The sequence below is a fragment of the Streptomyces huasconensis genome (genome assembly GCF_021028635.1).
Classification (GTDB): domain Bacteria; phylum Actinomycetota; class Actinomycetes; order Streptomycetales; family Streptomycetaceae; genus Streptomyces; species Streptomyces huasconensis.
This window is the reverse complement of record NZ_CP086119.1, coordinates 7,450,970-7,468,202: the sequence shown is the minus strand read 5'-3', so window position 1 is coordinate 7,468,202 and position 17,233 is coordinate 7,450,970. Positions and strand designations below refer to the sequence as shown.

The window sequence follows — 17,233 nt, the reverse complement described above, 5'->3', positions numbered from 1 at the left end:
GACTCACCGCTCGCCGTTCTCGGGTCCGCCGCTGTGCAGGACGTGGGTGGTGGCCAGTTCGCGGTAGGCCGGGCTTTTGGCGAGGAGTTCGTCGTGGCGGCCGCACGCCACCGTGCGGCCGTCCTCAAGGACGACGATGCGGTCGGCGTGGCGCACGGTGGAGAGGCGGTGCGCGATGACGAGCACCGCGCACTCCCGGCTGACGTCGCTCAACGCCCGGGTGAGCGCCGCCTCGTTGACGGCGTCGAGGTGCGAGGTGTGTTCGTCGAGGAGGAGCAGCCGAGGGCGGGCGAGCAGCGCGCGGGCCAGGGCGACGCGCTGGCGTTCTCCCGCCGAGAGGGTGCCGCCGTGGTCGCCGAGTCTGCCGTCCAGGCCGCCGGGCAGCCGCCGCACCACGTGGTCGAGCCGGGTCAGCCGTACGACGCGGAGGATGTCGTCGTCCGTCGCGTCGAGGGCCGCGTACGTGATGTTCTCGCGGAGGGTGCCCTCCAGGACGTGGGTGTTCTGGTCGACGAGGGCGATGCCCGCGCGGCACTGCCGGCGGTTCAGGGGCGTCGCGGGGCGGCCGTCGAACCGGATGGTCCCGGCGTCGGGCTCGTAGAGGCGCGCGATCAGGGCGAAGAGTGTGCTCTTGCCGGCGCCCGAGCGGCCGACGAGAGCGACGAGGCCGTGGTGCGGCACGGTGAAGGCGGCCCCGCGCAGGACCGGCCGTCCCGGTACGTAGGCGAAGTGGAGGTCGGACACTTCGAGCGCGGGAGCCGGGGGGCGGCGTGTGCCGGGGGCCCTGTCGCCGGGCTGCTCCGCGGGCTCCTCGGGGAGGGCGAGGACTTCGTCGATCCGCAGGTAGGCGCCCGTGCCGCGCTGGATCAGACCGATGGCGCGGAACACCGACGACAGAGGCATGACCAGGTACGAGGCGTACAGCAGGAAGGCGACCAGGTCTCCGAGCGAGTCCGCTCCCCCGCTGCCGACCCGCATGCCGCCGACGACCAGGACCAGCAGGAAGGACCCCTGGACCGCCAGTTCGACGGCGCTGCTCATGACCGCGGCGAGCTTCGCCGTCCGTACGCCCGACCGGTACGCCGAGTCCACCCGCTCGCCGATGCGGTGCGCCTCGCGTTCCTCGGCGCGGTAGACGCGGACCACCGGCAGGGCGCCGAGGGCGCGTTCCAGTTCGGCGGCGACGGCGCCCACGGAGGTCTGCATCTGCTCCGACGCCACCCGCATGCCCTTGAGGAGCGTGGCGACGACGGCCGCGGCGAGGGCCACCGTCGCCACGACCAGGAGCAGCAGCAGCGGGTCGAGCCACAGCATCAGCAGCAGGGCCCCGGCGGAGACGAGGCAGCCGGTGAGCAGGTCGACCAGTGCCTGGGAGACGACGTCCCGCAGCAGGGTGGTGTCGGCGGTGACCCGGGAGACCAGGTCGCCTCGGCGGTGCCGGTCCATCTCCCGCATCTCCAGCCGCAGCAACCGCGAGACGAGCCCGTGGCGCACCATGCGGACCACGCCCTCGCCCATGCGGTCCAGCAGGAAGCGGCCGATCGCTCCGGCGGCGGCCTCGGCGGCGAAGAGCCCGGACAGGAGGAGCAGGAACGGCCAGAGCACCTCGCCGCGGGCGCTGGAGTCCACGACGTGCTTGGCGATGAGCGGCTGGGCGAGCCCGAGGGCCGACGCGGCCAGGGTCAGCCCGGTCGCCAGGGCGATGCTGGGCCGGTGCCCGGCCGTGAGACGGAACAGGGAGGCGACGGAGCCCCCCGTCGTACGGTCCGCGGGTGGCCCCGGCCGTCCGGTGCCGCGGTCGTCCGGGCCGGTGCCCGCCGGGGCGTCGTCCGCGACGGCGGTGCCGCTCACGGTTCCGCCCGCCGCGCCGGGGCCACCGTCACCAGCCGCGCGAAGTAGTCGTCCGGTACGCCTTCCCCGACGGGACGGCCGTCGGCCTCGATCCAGGCGTGGGCGGAGAACGGCGGCACCTTGCGCACCCCGGTGCACCAGGTGGGCCAGGTGCCGTGCAACCGGCACAGCAGGGCCGCCCCGAGCGACCTCGGGAGGCAGCCGCGCGGCCCCGCGCAGCGCAGGCTGACCGCGCACAGCGCCTCCCGGGCCGCGGCGGCCTGCGCGGGGGTGGCGGGCCGCGCGCCCCGGCGCACGCGTTCCAGCAACGCGCGGATGTGGCGCGGCGGCAGGAACGACAGGGCCAGCGCGGGGACGAGAACGAGGCGGGCGGCCAGGCGCCGGGCGAGGGGGACTCCGGTGGGCCGGTCCAGGGCGCTGGGTGTGGTCATGAGAGCAGTCCCGCGTTCCGGAGGTCGCTCACGAGCGCCGTCACGTCCCGCTCCGCGCGGTCGCGGTCGATGGCGAACTGTGCGACGAGCGCCGTGACGGCGGCCGCCTCGTCGCCGTCGTCCATGAGTGTTCTCACCACCAGGGCGCCCGTGGGGTTCAACTCCCAGTAGTCGCCGGTGCGTTGGTCGAGGAGCACCGTTCCGTACTGCGTCTCGGCGGTGGAGACGTCGGTCCCGAATCGGAGCGTCATGGGGTCGGGCCTCTCTGCTGTGTGCGGTCACGGCTGTGCTGTTTCCCGTCACGGCTGTCCGCCGCCGCGGCTGTCCGCCGTCATCTGACGGTGGGCCCGGGGTGGGGTGCGCGGTCCTGGGCGCGCAGCCACACCTCGCACGCGATGGTCGAGTAGAGGATCGCGTCGCGCAGGCCCGGCGCGGAGGGCCGCTGCGCGAGCCGACGCAGTTCGCCGCCGTCCACCAGGCCCAGGCTCTCCAGCCGGGAGTCGGTCCACAGGGTCATCAGGTCGTCCCGGTGGCGGCGCAGTCCGTCCGACGCGTCCATCGACGCCTCGGCCTTGTTGGCGCGCCGCAGGCACTCCTCCGGGACGACCCCGCGCATCGCCTCGGTGAGCAGCGGTTTGTACTGCCACGGCGTGACGCGGTCCTCGGGCCGCACCGCGAGGCACGCCTCGATCACGCGGTCGTCCAGATAGGGCGACGCCATCGGAAGTCCCGCCCGGGTCGCCATCCGCTCCCACTGGCGGATGATGCGCGTGCAGGTGCGGATCAACTCCAGGTCGGTGTGCAGGCCGCGGTCCGAGTGCAGCGGTTCGGCCCGCGCCGCCGAGTCCAGCAGGGCGCGGCGCGCGAGCCGCTCCGTCTCGGCGGTCATCCAGGGGAACAGGCGGGGCGACATCCCCCAGCCGAGGCTGCCGGTGACCGAGGACGCCGGCATCGGTGCGCGCAGGTGGCGTACGGAGTCGGCCAGCCAGGCCGGGTATGTACGGGCGTCGGCGAGGGCACGCGCCGTCGCGCCGAGCGGCCAGGTCCACAGGGCGCGAAAGCCCCGCAGTTGGCGCAGTGCGAACAGCGGCCGGGTGCGCAGCAGTCGGTGGTAGTACGCCTCCGAGCACCAGGCGACGTGGTCGCCGCCGATGCCGGTGAGGTGCACCCGGCTGCCGCGTTCGGCCAGCCACGGCAGGTGTTGCAGGACGCGTGAGCGGTCCATCACCCCGATCGTCGGCTCGTCGAGCAGGTCGTCGATGCCGAGCAGGTCCGAGTAGACCAGGGCCGACGCGTCCGCGTCCCAGACGACGTGGTCCACCTTGGGCAGGTGCTCCGCCGCCTGCCGGGCCCAGGCGAGGTCGGTGTCGGCGGGGTCCCGTCCGGGCCAGGTCGCCGCCACCACGGAGGCGGTGGAGCGGGCGGCCAGGAAGCAGACGGAGGTGGAGTCCAGGCCGCCGGACAGGTCGCAGCTGACCACGCCGCCCGACCGGGTCCGGATGTCCACGGCTTCGGCCAGCGCCTCGCGGACGGCCGGGGCGCCCCGCGCGAGGGAGCGGGTCGGCTCGGGGGGCCGCCACCAGCGGGAGGTGCGGACGCGGTGTCCGTCGGCGGAGACGATCAGGGCGTCCTCCGGGGACACCGCCTCGACTCCCTCCCAGACCGAGGTCTCGTACAGCGGATGGGGTACGGGCCACAGGAGGCGGGTGGCGATTCGGCCGGTGTGCGGCCTGCTGCCGAGGGTGGTGGCGAGCAGGTCCGCGCTGGTCGCGGCCACGTGGACGCCGCCGATCCGCGCGTGGAAGACCAGCCGCAGCCCGGAGGCGCTGCCCTGCACCCGGAGCTGCCCGTCGTGGGCGGCCACCAGGTGGAAGCTGCCCGGCAGGGTCCGGGCCAGGGCGTCGAGTTCGGTGATGTCGCGCATGCGGGCGGCCTGGCGTTCCAGTTGCTGCCGGTCAGCCGGGCACCATCCGACGGCGGCCAGTGCCGTGCTGCCGGCCCTGGCCACGGTGATCTCCGCGCCGGACCACCGGCCGATCAGCCAGGGGCGGCCCGAGGCATGCGTCAGGACGCGGGTACCGGGGTGGCGGAAGAAGCGGGCCGCGACGGCCGCCTCCTCGCAGTCGGTGAAGACTGCGAAGCAGGCGTCGCCGCGGCCCGGTTCCGCGCTCTCATGCATATCTGACATGGAGTCGCGTTACGTGTCGGCCGCCGTCAGTTCTTGCTGAGGATGAGACGGTCGTTGCCGCTGCGCTGCAGCAGGCCGGTCTTCTCACGGAACGTGCCCAGTCGGACGAGCGTCGGAGCCTCGTACGCCTTCTTCATGTCATCACCTCGATGTGAGCGGTGCCATCGGCCTTCCGTGTGGCCGGCGGCGTTGTCACCAGCTAGCGGGGCGGTACGCGGCACGAGCAAGGTGCGGGACATAAGTCATATGAACAGACCGCAAGGGGCCTGACCTGGGCGCTGTCCGGCCTGCCGAGCACCCCCGCCGGAATCGGAAGGGGGTGGCGTGGGGAGGCGTTCGGGGCGGCGGACGCGCCCGACCTGCGCAGTGCCGCCGACGCACCGTCCGGGGCGGCGGCCGGACCGCGCACGAGGAGGGCGGGGGCGCCGCCCGGCGCACTCCCCGCCGAAAACGCAACCACAATGCTGGGCACGGCGCGTACAAGGCGCCCCTGAGGCGCGGCTAGGTGAGGCCGACCCGCGCGTGGCACTGCTCGACGGCCGTCCGCGGATCGAGCGCATAGCGGCCGTCGCCGAACAGCTCGAACGTCATCCAGCGGTCGTAGCCGCGCCGGTCGAGGGCCGCCAGGTAGTCCTGCAGGGGCAGTTCGCCGTCGCCCCAGGCGAGGTGTCCGGCGGGCCGGCCGTCGATGAGGTGGACGTGCCGGACGCGGTCGCCGAGCGCGTCGAAGGCGTCGTCGACGCTCTCCCCGGCGACGGCCATCGTCACCGTGTCGAGGACGGCTCCGAGGTGGTCCGCGCCGATCTCGTCGAGCATGGCCGCGAGGGTGCGGGAGTCGTTGACCAGGTTCGACTCCACGCGCTGGAGCGGTTCGAGCACACACTCCACGCCGAGGGAGCCCGCGTACGCGGCGATCTCACCGATGGCGTCGACGGAGCGGCGCCACGCGGCTGCCGGGGCCTCGTTCTCGTATCCGCGCCCGGGGGTCAGGAGAAGCAGTTCCGCCCCGAGTTCGACGCACAGTTCGGCCGCTCGGCGGAACAGGGCGATGCTCTCGGTGCGCAGCCAGCCGACCGGGGAGGCCACGTTGACCGGGTACATCACCTGCTCGGGCGTGAGGCAGTACGCGGTGAGCCCGCGCGCCTCGACGGAGCGGCGGATGCCGCGGGCGTCGGCGTCGCTGAGCCGCGGGACGTGCAGGTGCGGGGCGATGCCCCACAGTTCGAGCTTCTCGCGCCCGAGGTCCGCCGCGTCGTCGAGGAAGGTGGTGAACGGCAGGTGCTGGTAGGCGAAGTTGGACCCGGTGAGCTGCCGGGAGGAGAGGGCCATGGGGGTACGGGGCTCCTGTCGTGGCGGGCGTGCGGTCACTTGCCGATGCCGTCGGCGAGGCCCTTGACGATGTAGCGCTGGCCGAAGAAGAAGAGCAGCACCACCGGGACCGCGGCGATCGCCATCCCGGCGAAGACGACGGGGAAGTCCGTGCCGTGCTTGCTCATGAGGCTGGTGAGTCCGACCGGAAGGGTCTGGACGTCGCTGCCGTTGGTGAACACCATCGCGAAGAGGTATTCGTTCCAGGCGAACAGGACGTGCAGCAGGACCGTGGAGGTGATGATCGGCTTGCACATCGGCAGGATGATCCGCCAGAAGGCGGTCCAGCGCCCCGCGCCGTCGATCTGGGCCGCCTCGTCGACCTCGCGCGGGAGGTCGATCATGTAGGCGCGGATGAGGAAGGTGGTGAACGGCACCCGGAAGGCCGTGTAGAGGATGAGCAGCGCCCAGAAGCTGTTGTACAGCCCCAGCCCCTCGAACATCTGCACGAGCGGTACCAGTGCCACGGTGGGGGTGAGCATGAGCCCGCCGAGGATGACGGCCGTGAGCACCTTGTTGAGCGGGATGTTCACCCGGGTGAGGCCGTATGCCGCCCAGGCGCTGATGAAGACGGTCGCGATCGTCGAGGTCACCGTGACGAGCACACTGGCCATGAGGTAGTCGCTGACGCCGCGGTTCCACGCCTTCCGGTAGTTCTCGAGGCTCCAGGAGTCCGGGAGCGCGAAGGGGTTGTCGAAGAGTTCGGCGTTGGTCTTGAAGCCGTTGAGGACCATCCACAGCAGCGGATAGAGCACGACCACCGCGAGGCCGAGCAGGAAGGCCCACAGGAACAGGCGCGCGATGACGCCGAGGAAGCCGAGACGAGTCACCATTCCACCCTTTTCCTACGGGTGATCCACAGCTGCGCCATGGCGATGGTGAGCGTGATCACGAAGAGTACGGTGCCTATCGCCGCCGCCGAGCCGAAGTCATTGCGTACGAAGCCACTGCGGTACAGCCAGGTGCCGAGGACCTGGGTCGAGTTGTTCGGGCCTCCGCTGGTCATCACCATGACCTCGTTGAACACCTGGAAGGCGCCGGAGACGGTCACCATCGTCATGAGGCCGGTCATCTCGCGCACCAGGGGCAGCGTCACCTGGAAGAAGCGGCGGACGGCGCCGACGCCGTCGAGGGCGGCCGCCTCGTACAGCTCGTTGGGGATGCGCTGGATGGCGACGGCGAAGAGCAGGGTGCAGTACCCGAAGCCCTGCCACTGGCTCATGGCGATGACCGCGAACATCGCCGTGCTCTCCTGCCCCAGCCACGGCTGGGCGAACTCCCGCAGCCCCACCGCGTCGAGCACGTGGTTGAGCAGGCCGATGTTGGGTTCGTAGACGAAGTAGAAGAGCAGGCCCGCGACGGTCAGGGAGATCGCCGAGGGGATGAAGTAGACGGCGCGGAGCGCGCGTTGCCACCGCTCGCGGCGCACGCTCTCGACGAGCGCGGCGAGCAGCAGGGCGCCGAAGACCTGGAACACGATGGAGATGACCGCGTACCAGAGGTTGTTGGCGAACGAGGACCAGAAGACCGGGTCGTCGAAGAGCCGGCGGTAGTTCTCCAGGCCGACGTACTCCTGTTCACCGCTGTAGATGTCCCAGGTGAGCGTGGAGAACCCGAAGTTCTGCACGAGTGGGAGGTAGACGAAGCCTCCGAGCACGACGAGGGCCGGTAGGACCCAGGCCAGCCCGAGTGCCCGTCGGCACATGGTGCGCACCGGCGTGTTCCCTTCGGCCGCGCGGGTCATGTGGCCGACTCGGAGGCCCGGCGCACGCTCTCGATCACCTTTTCGGGAGACATGCCGCCGCTGATCAGCGCCTCACCGCCGGCCAGCCAGGCGTCGGCGACCTCCGGGGCGGTGACCATGTCGAGCCAACCGACCAGGGCCGGCGCCTTGTTGACCTTCCGGATGCCTTCGAAGACGGCTTCGCTGGACGTCTTCGGGGTGACGGCCCCGACCACCGTGCTGGGCTGGCCGTACGGCGGGGAGGAGAGGGTCGCGGCGTTCTTCGGGGCGGTCACGAACTTCATGAAGTCGACGGCGAGGGCCGCGCGCGGCGACCGCGCGTCGACGAAGTAGCCCTCCGGCGCCCCCTCGATCACCTTCGGGTCCCCCTTCGCGCCGCGCGGGGCGGGCAGGGGCACGATCCCGAGGTTCTTCGGCTTGAGGGACCCGCCCGATGTCGTGCTGTCGAACTCCAGGATCTCCTGGTAGTACATCGCCGCCTTGCCGCGGGCGAACGCCTCCTGCGCCGAGGTGTACAGGACGCCGTTGGTGCCGCCCCGGGTGTCGGTGCACGCGTCGACGAGTGTCTTGAACTGCCGCAGGGCCGTGAGGTATCCCGGGTCGTCGAAGGTCGCCGTCTCGGGATGGTTGTCCGCCTCGCGGACGGTGGCGGGCACGTTGTACGCGAAGAGCTGCTGGAGGTAGTGGAGCGCGGGCCAGCCGTCCTTGTTGCCGAAGGCGATGGGTTCGTACCCGGCCTCGCGCAAATCGGGGCAGCTGTCGATCAACTCGTCGAAGGTGGCCGGCACCTCGACGCCGGCCTCGGCGAACGCCGCCCTGTTGTAGCCCAGGAACTTGCCGTTGTTGTAGAGCGGTATGCCGTAGTACTTGCCGTCGTGGGCGAAGGCGGACAGGGACGACTTGCCGAAGGTCTTCCCCCACGGGGTGCCGGGCCCGATGACCTCGGTGAGGTCCGCCGCCCGGCCGCCGCGGACGAAGTTGTCGGCCCACTTCCCCGGCCAGGTGAAGTAGATGTCGGGGAGGGCGTCGGAGGCGGTGAGCGTCTTGGTCTTGTCCTTGATGCTCTGGTCGGTCTCCTGGATCAGCTCCACCTTCACCCCGGGGTGCTTCCGCTCGTAGGCGGCGGCGAGGTCCTCGAAGTAGGGGCTGAGCGGGTCCCCCGCGAACTTGGTCAGGACGCTCAGGGTGCCGGAGAACTCCGGCTCGGCGCCGACGTCGGCCGCCGGTGCTCGCGTCGGTCCGGTGAAGCAGCCGGTGAGGGCGAGCACCGAGGCCCCAAAGAGTGCCGCGTATCTCGTCGTTGCACGAGCGCGCATGGGCTTCCTTTCGCTCGGGAGGGGACCGCCGGTGCCGCCGGGCACCTCGGTTCCGCCGCGGAATCCGTGACGTGGACCGCTTGTGTGCGGCGACTGTACAGAGGTTCTGATACCGGTACCAGAGTCGAGGCAGAGAACTTTCCCGAGCCCGCTCCGAGCCGCCACGACGCCACCGACCTCCGGCCCATGAGTACGCATTAACCGGCAGGTCAGGACAGCGCGTTGCGGGCTGTACGGGAGCTGTTGGGACGGCACGGTATTGACGGCCCCGATCACGTGTGCCAGCGTGAGGCCCGCGTGATACCGGTATCAGGTCGCTCGGCGCCGCCGGCCGCACCCTCCCCGAAAGGACCCGAAGATGCTCGGATTCAACGAGCCGGAAGTTCTCTCCCAGCTGGCGAGCACGGTGGCCCTGCGCCCCCGCATCGAAGAGCTCGCCGACCGCCTCGTGGACGAGGGGTTCGACCATCTCTTCCTCGTCGGCGCCGGCGGCACCTACGCCCAGATGTGGCCGTACGAGCACCTCGCCCGGCGCAGTTCGACGCTCCCCGTGCGTGCCGTGATCGCCGCGGAGCTGGTCGCCTCCGGCGATGCCGCGCTCGGCGAGCGTTCGGTGGCCGTCTTCACGTCCGTGTCGGGCACGACGGAGGACAGTCTCGGCGCCATCGAGTTCTGCCGGTCCAAGGGCGTCCACACGATCGGCTTCACGGGTTACGCCGACTCCCCCATCGCCCGGGCCGTCGACGTCGCCCTGGTGTCGGAGCCGAAGGCGTGGCCGTTCGACCCCCAGATGCTGCTCTTCATGGGCCGCCTGCTCTCACGCCGCGGCGAGTTCGCGGGCTACGAGAAGCTCGCCGAGGAGCTGGCCGCCATCCCGCGCCTCATGGTCGACGTGGCGAAGCAGGCCGATCCGTCGGCGAGCGCCTTCGCCGAGGCCCACAAGGACACCGACTACCACTTCCTCGTGGGCGGCGGGAACCTGTGGGGATTCACGTACCTCTACTCCATGTGCATCCTCGAAGAGATGCAGTGGCTGCGCACCACCCGCGTGCACAGCGCAGAGTTCTTCCACGGCTCCCTCGAACTGCTCGAAGAGGACACGAGCGTGGTCATCTTCCAGGGGGAGGACGAGACGCGGGCGCTGACCGACCGCGTCGAGGCCTTCGCCCGGCGCATCTCGCGCGACGTGACGGTCTTCGACACGCGTGACTACGCGCTGGAGGGCATCAGCCCCGAGTTCCGCGGCCTCCTCGCGCCGCTCGTGCTCGACACCGTCATGGGCAGGGTGAGCAAGCACCTGGAGCGGGTGCGCGACCACTCGCTGGACCTGCGGCGCTACTACCGCGTCATGGACTACTGACCGGGCCGACAACTGGGGTGGGCCGGGCACTGGGGTGGGCCGAGCCCTGAGGTGGGCCGGCCTGCTGCCCGGCGTGGTGGCCCACCCGCCCGACGCCCGCCCGTCCGCCCGCCGCCGAAGCCGGCCGCCCCGTACCGCCCCTCGCACAGGAGAACCCATATGAAAGTCCTCGGCTTCGGCGACAACATCGTCGACCGGTTCGTCGACCGCGGCATCGACTACCCGGGGGGCAACAGCGTCAATGTGGCCGTGTACGCCCGACGGCTGGGCGTCGAGGCCGCCTACCTCGGCGTCTTCGGCGACGACGGCCTCGGGCGCTTCCTGCGGGAGTCCATCGGCGCCCAGGAGGTGGCCATGGATCACTGCGTCGTACGCGCGGGCGAGTCCGGCCTGTCCACCCTGCGCGTCGACGACGGGGAGCGCGTGTTCCTCGGCTGGAACGGCGGCGGCGTCACGGTACGGGAACCGCTCCGGCTCGACCCCGAACTGGCCTCGTACGTCGCGTCGTTCGACCTCGTGCACTCCAGCGTGTACGCGCGCGGCGAGAGCGAACTGCCCCGGCTCGCCGCGTCCGCCCCCCTCGTGATGTTCGACCTGTCGAGCGAGGACGAATACCGCTCTCCCTCCTACCTCGACCGCGTCTGCCCGTACGCGGACCTGGTCCTGCTGTCCTGCTCACACCTCGACGAGGCCGCGACGCACACGCTCCTGGCGGACGCCGTGGACCGGGGCGCGGGAATGGCGCTCGCCACCCGTGGCGTCGACGGAGCCATCGCCCGGACGGACCGGTGCAGCGTCGCGGCACCCGCGCGGCAGGCGGGGGACGCGGAGCCGATCGTCGACACCATGGGGTGCGGCGACGCGTTCCTCACCGGCTTCGCGATCTCCCTCGTACGCGAGGGGTGGTCCGCGGACACCCCGCTCCACCGGACGACGATCGAACAGGCGCTGCGCGAGGGCGCCGACGCCGCGTACGAGCAGTGCTTCGTGGAGGGAGCCTTCGGCCACGGCCGGCCCGCCGGGCAGTCGGCTGTGTCTAGCATGTGGCGAGCCGTCGACCAGGACAAGTGAGGTACGGAAGCCGATGCCAGCAGACCGGGGCGACCCGCCGCGAACGCCGAGGACACCGACGATCTCGGAGGTGGCCGCCGAGGCCGGCGTCGGCCGCGCGACCGCGGCGCGCACCCTCGGCGGGTACGGGTACGTCAGCCCCGAGTTGAAGGAGCGCGTGCTCGCGGCGGCCGAGAAGCTCGGGTACCGCGCGAACGCGCTCGCGCGGAGCATGTCGACCGGGGTGAGCCACACCCTGGGAGTCGTCGTCGCGGACATCGGCAACCCCTTCTTCGCGGGCATGGTGCGCGGGATCTCCGACGCCTCGCGCGCACGGGGCTTCGACACCATCGTGCTGAGCACCTATGAGGACCTCGACGAGGAGATCGCGGCGACCAACGTACTGATCGACAAGCGCGTGGACGGCGTCATCATCGCCTCGGCCGCCGTCGGCCGCGGCGAGGTCACGCACATCCGCACGGCCTTGAAGCAGGGTGTTCCCGTCGTGCTGGTGGACCGGGCGATCGGCTCCCTCGATCTCGACACCGTCGTCATCGACAACAGGGATGTGGCGCGTGAGGCCGTCGAGACGCTCATCGCGGCCGGGCACCGCCGCATCGGTTTCGTCTGGGGGCCACCGGTGCCGCAGGCGCCGGCGACCCGCCGGGCGCTGCTCGCCGCGGCGGCCCGCAACGTGTGGACGGATGGGGAACGGCTGCGCGGCTACCTCGACGCGCTGGACGACGCGGGCATCCCCTTCGACCCGGAGCTGGTGATGGTCGGGCCGAAGACCGAGGAACACGCGACGGAGGAGGTCGGCCGCATGCTCGCCCTGCCCGACCGCGCCACCGCGCTGTTCTGCACGGAGACCGACGCGATGACGGGCGCGCTGCGGGCCATGCGTGCACGCGAGTTGTCGTACCCGGGCGACCTGTCGCTGATCGGCTTCGACGACAGCGCCTGGGCAGCGGTCATGGACCCGCCCCTGACGATGATCGAACAGCCGGTGCGCCAACTCGGCGCGAAGGCGGCGGAAGCACTGCTCGACTCGCTCGAAGGAGCGGAACCGCGCCGCGAGACCCACACGCTCCACGCCCGCCTGGTCGTGCGCTCCTCGGTCGGGCCGCCGCCCGCGCCCTGAACCTTTCCTCGCACCGGCACTTATTTCCCACAAACACTTATCAGCCAAAGGGTCCCCCGTTTGGGGAATTGCATCACTCGAATGCCACGTATCCGCGGGAATGAGTGCGCGTTATCTCGAATATGACCCAGGAACTTCCGGAGCAGACCCCCCACGCGCGCCTCGACAAGGCCCCTCTGCCCGTGCGCAGGAAAGTCAAGCCTACCCCCCACCTGCGGGACTCCGCCTTGGGGACACCGGCGACTGTCGGCGAAACACACCACCGGGCCCTTGGCGGACCTTCCACCGAATCCCTCCTGTTGGACTTCTTGGACCATATGAACGCACTGGAATCGGGCCTCGCGCAGCGATGGAGCGATTCTTCCGACAGGCCCGATGTGGCCATGTCGGAATGATCCGATAAGACCATGCAGAATGAGCCTGTCTACTATCATCCGGGATACTCAGGCGATCATGCGTCCGGGTACTTCAATGAACACCGCGGGCAGTACGGCCACCCCGAAGGCCGTTATCCACCCCTGTCGGAGCCGCCTGATCCGGGGTGGGACCCGGCCGAGGAACTGGCGTACCTGCTTCAGGACGCGATCGCGGAACAGCCGCCTCCGCCCGTTCCGCCGGCTGATGAGGTCCCGGGCACGCAGACCGCCGTCGGCTCCCCGCTCCGCGCTCTGCAGGACATCACGACCGAACTGCCGCCGCTGAGAAAGAACCCGCAGAGCCACCGCAAGACACGCGAACAGCGGCGCACGCACCTTGTCCGCACCGCGAGTTGCGCCATCACGACGCTGGTGGCCATCACGGCCTCGGCGGTGAGCCTCTTCAGCACGGCGGTCGCCTATGACCCACTGCGGCTCATCGCGATCAGCCACACGGAGAACAGCTCGGTCACCTGGTGGCCCGTCCTCATCTTCGGCCCCTGGCTGGTGGCGTCCCTGTCCGTGCTGCGAGCCGCGTTGCACCAACGCCGCGCCGTCCACTCGTGGTGCGTGGTCGTCATCTTCTCCGGCATCACGATGCTCCTGTGCATCGCCCGTGCGCCCAGGGACGTCATCGACATCACCGTCGCCGCCCTGCCCAGCCTCGCCTCCCTGGCCTGTTTCCAGCAGCTGGTCCGACAGGTCACTCTCACCCGGCCGCCCAAGCGCGCCGCACCTCGCCACCGCCTTCCGCAGGCCCGCGTGCCGCTGCCCGCCGAGGAACCGGCCCATGAGACGGCGGCCACCGCTGCCCCACTGAAAGCGGAAGTACCGCGCCCGCGCTCGGCAGGGCTCGGGGAACAGCAGTAACACCCGGAAAGGGAGCCTACGGTTTCGACGTGGGCTTCTCTTCGCTGGACGGCCACTCGAACAGCGCGACGCGCCAGCGACCCCGCTCGTGCGTCAGTTCCACTGTCTCCCGCAGCGGCCGCCCTTTCGTGGAGGCGGTCGTCAGGTCCGCCTTCCCCAAGTAGGTGCCCATTTGCTCATACCGAACGGGCATCCCGGTGATGGTGAGCCCCCGGCCGCCTTTGTCGCGCATGATCCGCTTCGCTTGCGCCCGTGACCATGGCTCGTCCGGGGCCGCGCCTACGGCCAGGAGCGCCTCGCGGTCACGGGCGTTGAGCGCTTTCACGTACTCCCTGACGGCGTCGGGGGCCCCTGCTGGAGGCTTGCCGGACTCGGCCCCGTCGTCCGACGTGGTGCCACAGCCCGCCAGGAGGAGCAGCGCCGCTGTCGCCATGGCGGTGAAACACTTCTTGTCACTCCTGCGCGGGGAGTTACTGCCCACGGTGGCCCTCCGGTCGGCGTACGCATGGTCCATGGTCACGCTCTCCAGTGTGCCGCACTCCCGGGTTCCGGGCCCGCCCGTTTTCCAGGTCGGCTGCTACCCTGCCGCGCGACATCAACCGACCACCTGTCGTACGGGGTTGGGTGGGAAGCCTCGTGGATGGATGAGAACTCATGGGTGCGGAAGACGGTGCGCGGAACAGTGCGGACGAGGGCGCCCTGGACGGTCCGGGGGACGGTGCGGAGCGCCCAGAGCTGGGGTCCCATCGTCACACGTATCGCCCGGAGCCCGGGAGACCCGCCGCATTCGCGCTGTTCCTGCTGGCCCTGACCCCTTTCTCGGCCCTCGTCTACCTCCTGACGCTTCTCCTCTGCGCGCTCTTCGGGTGGGAGGTCTCCCTTGCCACCGGGGTCCCCGCCGGGCTGGCGCTGCTGGGTCCGTTCACGGTTCGGGTCGTGTGGTTGCGGCGGCACACACGAGTGGAGTTCCGCCTTTACGAGAAGGGGCTCGTCGCGATCGCGGCCGACGGTACGGAAGCGGTCTTCCTCTGGCGGACCACCGCTGTCTTCACCAGCGGCTCGCATCACTACAAGCTGTCCAACCCCGAGGGGACGGTGGTCACACTCGGGGCGGCGCACCGTGGCCTGGTACTGGGCGGCGAGAGAATCCGGGGCCTGCGCACTCGTACGGTGATCCGGGGCGCCCGTCTCCCCCAACAGGAGGAATGGGGCCCGGCGATCCGGCAGGGTGTTCGTGACGCGCGGCTGGTCCCGGCCACCGAGACAGCTCTGGCCGGTGGCGAAGTCCCCTTCGCGGACCTGGTGTTGAGCCGGGACGGCCTGACCATACGTCGCAGGCGCGGCCAGGACGACTTCACCGCCTGGGAGGACGTCGACTCGCTCTCCCTCACGGCCGAAGGCGACCTCTATATCACCTCGCGCGGCAGTGACTTCCCGACACATTTCATACGGCCCGGGTACCAGGTGGCCAACCTGGAGATCTTCCTCGATGTCGCCGATCGGCTGCGCGCAGACAGACCGCGGGCCACACGAGCACCAACCGATCCGACTCCTACTCCTACTTCGGCTTCTACTTCGGCTTCTGCTTCTGCTTCAGCTGCGGCTCCGGCTGGGACACCGCCCGGGTCTGCCGCGGACACCCGCGATGACGATGACGCGGAGCCGCTGATCCCGGTACCGGAACTCCTGAGCCTCTACGTCGTCTTCGGAGTGGCCGCGTACGCGGCCTGGCGCCTCGGCACCCGAGACGAGATCGACGGAATGGGTTCCGCGCTCCTCGCCACCGCCAGGGCCGCCCTCGGGGGACTCGTCGGGGCCGCCCTCGGCGTTGGCCTGGCGGCAGCCGTCATGGCGGTGCCGAAGGTGGTGGGTGAGGTGATCCTGGAAGCTCTGATCCGCTGGTTCCGGCATCGCCGATACGTCGCCGCGGCCGTCCTCGCGCTGTGCACGGTCGTCCCCTCGGCGGCCCTGCTCCTCGTTCTGTTCCGCGCGTTCCCCTCGCGTCTGGTCCCGCTGGTGGTGCTGCTCTTCTTCGGTGGCTGGACGCTGCTGCTCGCGGTGCGGCGGTGCGGCACCTCCGACCGCCTGGTCGTGCGCCACCTTCCGGACCTGCCCGGCGTGTTCCTGGTCGTTCTCGCCGCCGAGCAGCTCGTCTCCGGCGACGTACTGACCCTCACGCCGGCCGCCGGACTGTTCTTCCCGCTCGCCTTCTGGCTCGCGCTGCGCGGCTGGCGGAAACTGAGCGAGTCGGTGCGGCCGACGGTGCGGGCGGCCGCGGACATCGTCCTGTCCGTACAACTCGGACTGGTGTTGACCGTGCTCATGGTGTGGCTGGCCAACGTCCTGTCGTTCACCCCGCCCCAGGTCACGGCCGTGCGCTCCGTGGTGGAGAAGGTCCAAGGACTCACCGAGGTGCACTGGCTGTACTGGCTGGCGGCCTACACGCTGTTGGCTGTCGGCAGTTACGCCGTACTGCGCTGGCCGGACCGCGTCGCGCGGGTCAGACAGCGGTTGCGTCCGGCACGCTTCAGCGAGTCCCGGCTGCCTGCGGGCGCCACCGCCAACTTCGTACGGCGGTCGCTGTCAGGGGTCAACGTCGGCCTCATGGTCGCCCTGCTGTTCGTCGTCGTGGCGGCCCCGGTGTCCGAGGGCGCGTGGAAACGGCCGGTGGCCGAGAGGTACGCGCTCGAGGTGCAGCGCCGGGAGTACGCCGAGGGGGCCGCTGCCGCGTACAAGGAGATCCACCAGCAGGTCTCGGTGAACCCCCGGGCCGCCGCCCGCCTGAGGGCCGTGATCCTCGCCGTGGACCGGGCTGCCCCTTCGACGCCGGGCGAGCCCGTGAACGGGACGGCGCTGGGCATCGCCCGGCATGTCGGCCGCTTCCAGGCGGCCACCCTCGCGGTCGACGAGCCGGCGCCACAGCCGGCCCCGGCCCCGGAGGCCGAGGACCTCGGCGGCCGGCTCGACGAACTCGACGAGAACCAGCGACGCACCGCGGAGCGGGAGGAACAGACCGACCGGTTCGCGGAGCTCGCCTCCCTCGCGATCACCCGCACCTTCGACGCCGTGGACCTAGGGGACAGTCAGGTCGTCCAGCTCGTCAAGGAGTATCTCGGCGGGCTGGTGGAAGACGGCCCGATGAAGAGGATCTTCCACCGGTGGGGCGAAGGCATCGGCACGCCCCCGCCCGACGGCGGCCGCCTCCTGCGCATCGACGTCCGCCGTCTGACGTCGGTGGCGTACGAGCGCACCCAGGCGGCAGTGCGGCGCGCTGACGCGGACCTGCTCACCTTCTACGGGCGGTTCGGCGTCGGCGTCCCCGCCGACGACACGTCGCTGGCGCCGGTGATCGACCTGGCGAACCAGCGCCGGTACCTGCAACAGGGAACAGGCCCCTGCGCGGGCTGCGCCGGCTCCCCGAACGGCGGTTCGGGCACGGGTGGAGGCGGGGGTGGCGGCCGACGCTGACGGGTTGCCCCCGGCGGGTCGGCCCACGGG

Annotated in this window: 15 protein-coding genes; 5 read left to right on the top strand and 10 right to left on the bottom strand. The window is 70.9% G+C overall.

Annotation, left to right across the window (positions count from 1 at the left end; genetic code table 11):
• Positions 1-3: 3 nt before the first annotated feature.
• The 9 genes from J2N69_RS33300 to J2N69_RS33260 all read right to left on the bottom strand — a co-directional run bounded on the left by J2N69_RS33300 (position 4) and on the right by J2N69_RS33260 (position 8,898).
• Positions 4-1,851, bottom strand: a complete 1,848-nt coding sequence (locus tag J2N69_RS33300; protein WP_408056843.1) for an ABC transporter ATP-binding protein — start codon at positions 1,849-1,851, stop codon at positions 4-6.
• Positions 1,848-2,282 (bottom strand): lasso peptide biosynthesis B2 protein, encoded by a 435-nt coding sequence (locus J2N69_RS33295; RefSeq protein WP_230904033.1) that lies wholly within the window; start codon positions 2,280-2,282, stop codon positions 1,848-1,850. The genes J2N69_RS33300 and J2N69_RS33295 overlap by 4 nt, the downstream gene beginning before the upstream one ends.
• Complete coding sequence (locus J2N69_RS33290; protein WP_127910096.1) at positions 2,279-2,533, bottom strand: lasso peptide biosynthesis PqqD family chaperone; 255 nt, start codon at positions 2,531-2,533, stop codon at positions 2,279-2,281. The genes J2N69_RS33295 and J2N69_RS33290 overlap by 4 nt, the downstream gene beginning before the upstream one ends.
• An 80-nt stretch (positions 2,534-2,613) precedes the next feature.
• Entirely contained in the window at positions 2,614-4,470 is a 1,857-nt protein-coding gene (locus J2N69_RS33285; RefSeq protein ID WP_230904032.1) for a lasso peptide isopeptide bond-forming cyclase, read from the bottom strand.
• A 26-nt stretch (positions 4,471-4,496) separates the two neighbouring features.
• A complete protein-coding gene (locus tag J2N69_RS33280; protein ID WP_230904031.1) occupies positions 4,497-4,607 on the bottom strand; it encodes a keywimysin-related RiPP in 111 nt (36 codons plus the stop codon).
• Between the two features lie 364 nt (positions 4,608-4,971).
• Positions 4,972-5,799, bottom strand: a complete 828-nt coding sequence (locus J2N69_RS33275; protein ID WP_230904030.1) for a sugar phosphate isomerase/epimerase family protein — start codon at positions 5,797-5,799, stop codon at positions 4,972-4,974.
• Positions 5,800-5,834: 35 nt separating this feature from the next.
• Positions 5,835-6,671, bottom strand: a complete 837-nt coding sequence (locus J2N69_RS33270) for a carbohydrate ABC transporter permease (RefSeq protein WP_230904029.1) — start codon at positions 6,669-6,671, stop codon at positions 5,835-5,837.
• Positions 6,665-7,582, bottom strand: a complete 918-nt coding sequence (locus J2N69_RS33265) for a carbohydrate ABC transporter permease (RefSeq protein ID WP_230904028.1) — start codon at positions 7,580-7,582, stop codon at positions 6,665-6,667. The genes J2N69_RS33270 and J2N69_RS33265 overlap by 7 nt, the downstream gene beginning before the upstream one ends.
• Positions 7,579-8,898, bottom strand: coding sequence for an ABC transporter substrate-binding protein (locus J2N69_RS33260; protein WP_230904027.1), 1,320 nt, complete (start codon positions 8,896-8,898; stop codon positions 7,579-7,581). Before J2N69_RS33260 ends, J2N69_RS33265 begins: the two co-directional genes overlap by 4 nt.
• Positions 8,899-9,256: 358 nt before the next feature.
• Between J2N69_RS33260 and J2N69_RS33255 the strand changes: the two genes are divergently transcribed.
• The 4 genes from J2N69_RS33255 to J2N69_RS33240 all read left to right on the top strand — a co-directional run bounded on the left by J2N69_RS33255 (position 9,257) and on the right by J2N69_RS33240 (position 13,735).
• Positions 9,257-10,258, top strand: coding sequence for an SIS domain-containing protein (locus J2N69_RS33255; RefSeq protein ID WP_230904026.1), 1,002 nt, complete (start codon positions 9,257-9,259; stop codon positions 10,256-10,258).
• Positions 10,259-10,417: 159 nt separating this feature from the next.
• A complete protein-coding gene (locus J2N69_RS33250; RefSeq protein WP_230904025.1) occupies positions 10,418-11,329 on the top strand; it encodes a PfkB family carbohydrate kinase in 912 nt (303 codons plus the stop codon).
• A gap of 13 nt (positions 11,330-11,342) precedes the next feature.
• On the top strand, positions 11,343-12,449 hold the full coding sequence (locus J2N69_RS33245; protein WP_230904024.1) for a LacI family DNA-binding transcriptional regulator: 1,107 nt from the start codon (positions 11,343-11,345) through the stop codon (positions 12,447-12,449).
• Positions 12,450-12,856: 407 nt separating this feature from the next.
• The gene (locus J2N69_RS33240; protein WP_230904023.1) at positions 12,857-13,735 is read left to right on the top strand and encodes a DUF2637 domain-containing protein; all 879 of its coding nucleotides are present in this window, start codon (positions 12,857-12,859) and stop codon (positions 13,733-13,735) included.
• Between the two features lie 16 nt (positions 13,736-13,751).
• Here J2N69_RS33240 and J2N69_RS33235 read toward each other — a convergent pair whose 3' ends face one another.
• Positions 13,752-14,255 (bottom strand): hypothetical protein, encoded by a 504-nt coding sequence (locus tag J2N69_RS33235; RefSeq protein WP_230904022.1) that lies wholly within the window; start codon positions 14,253-14,255, stop codon positions 13,752-13,754.
• Positions 14,256-14,389: 134 nt separating this feature from the next.
• On the opposite strand from J2N69_RS33235, the gene J2N69_RS33230 reads away from it, so the two are divergent.
• Positions 14,390-17,203, top strand: a complete 2,814-nt coding sequence (locus J2N69_RS33230; protein ID WP_230904021.1) for a hypothetical protein — start codon at positions 14,390-14,392, stop codon at positions 17,201-17,203.
• Positions 17,204-17,233: the final 30 nt, after the last annotated feature.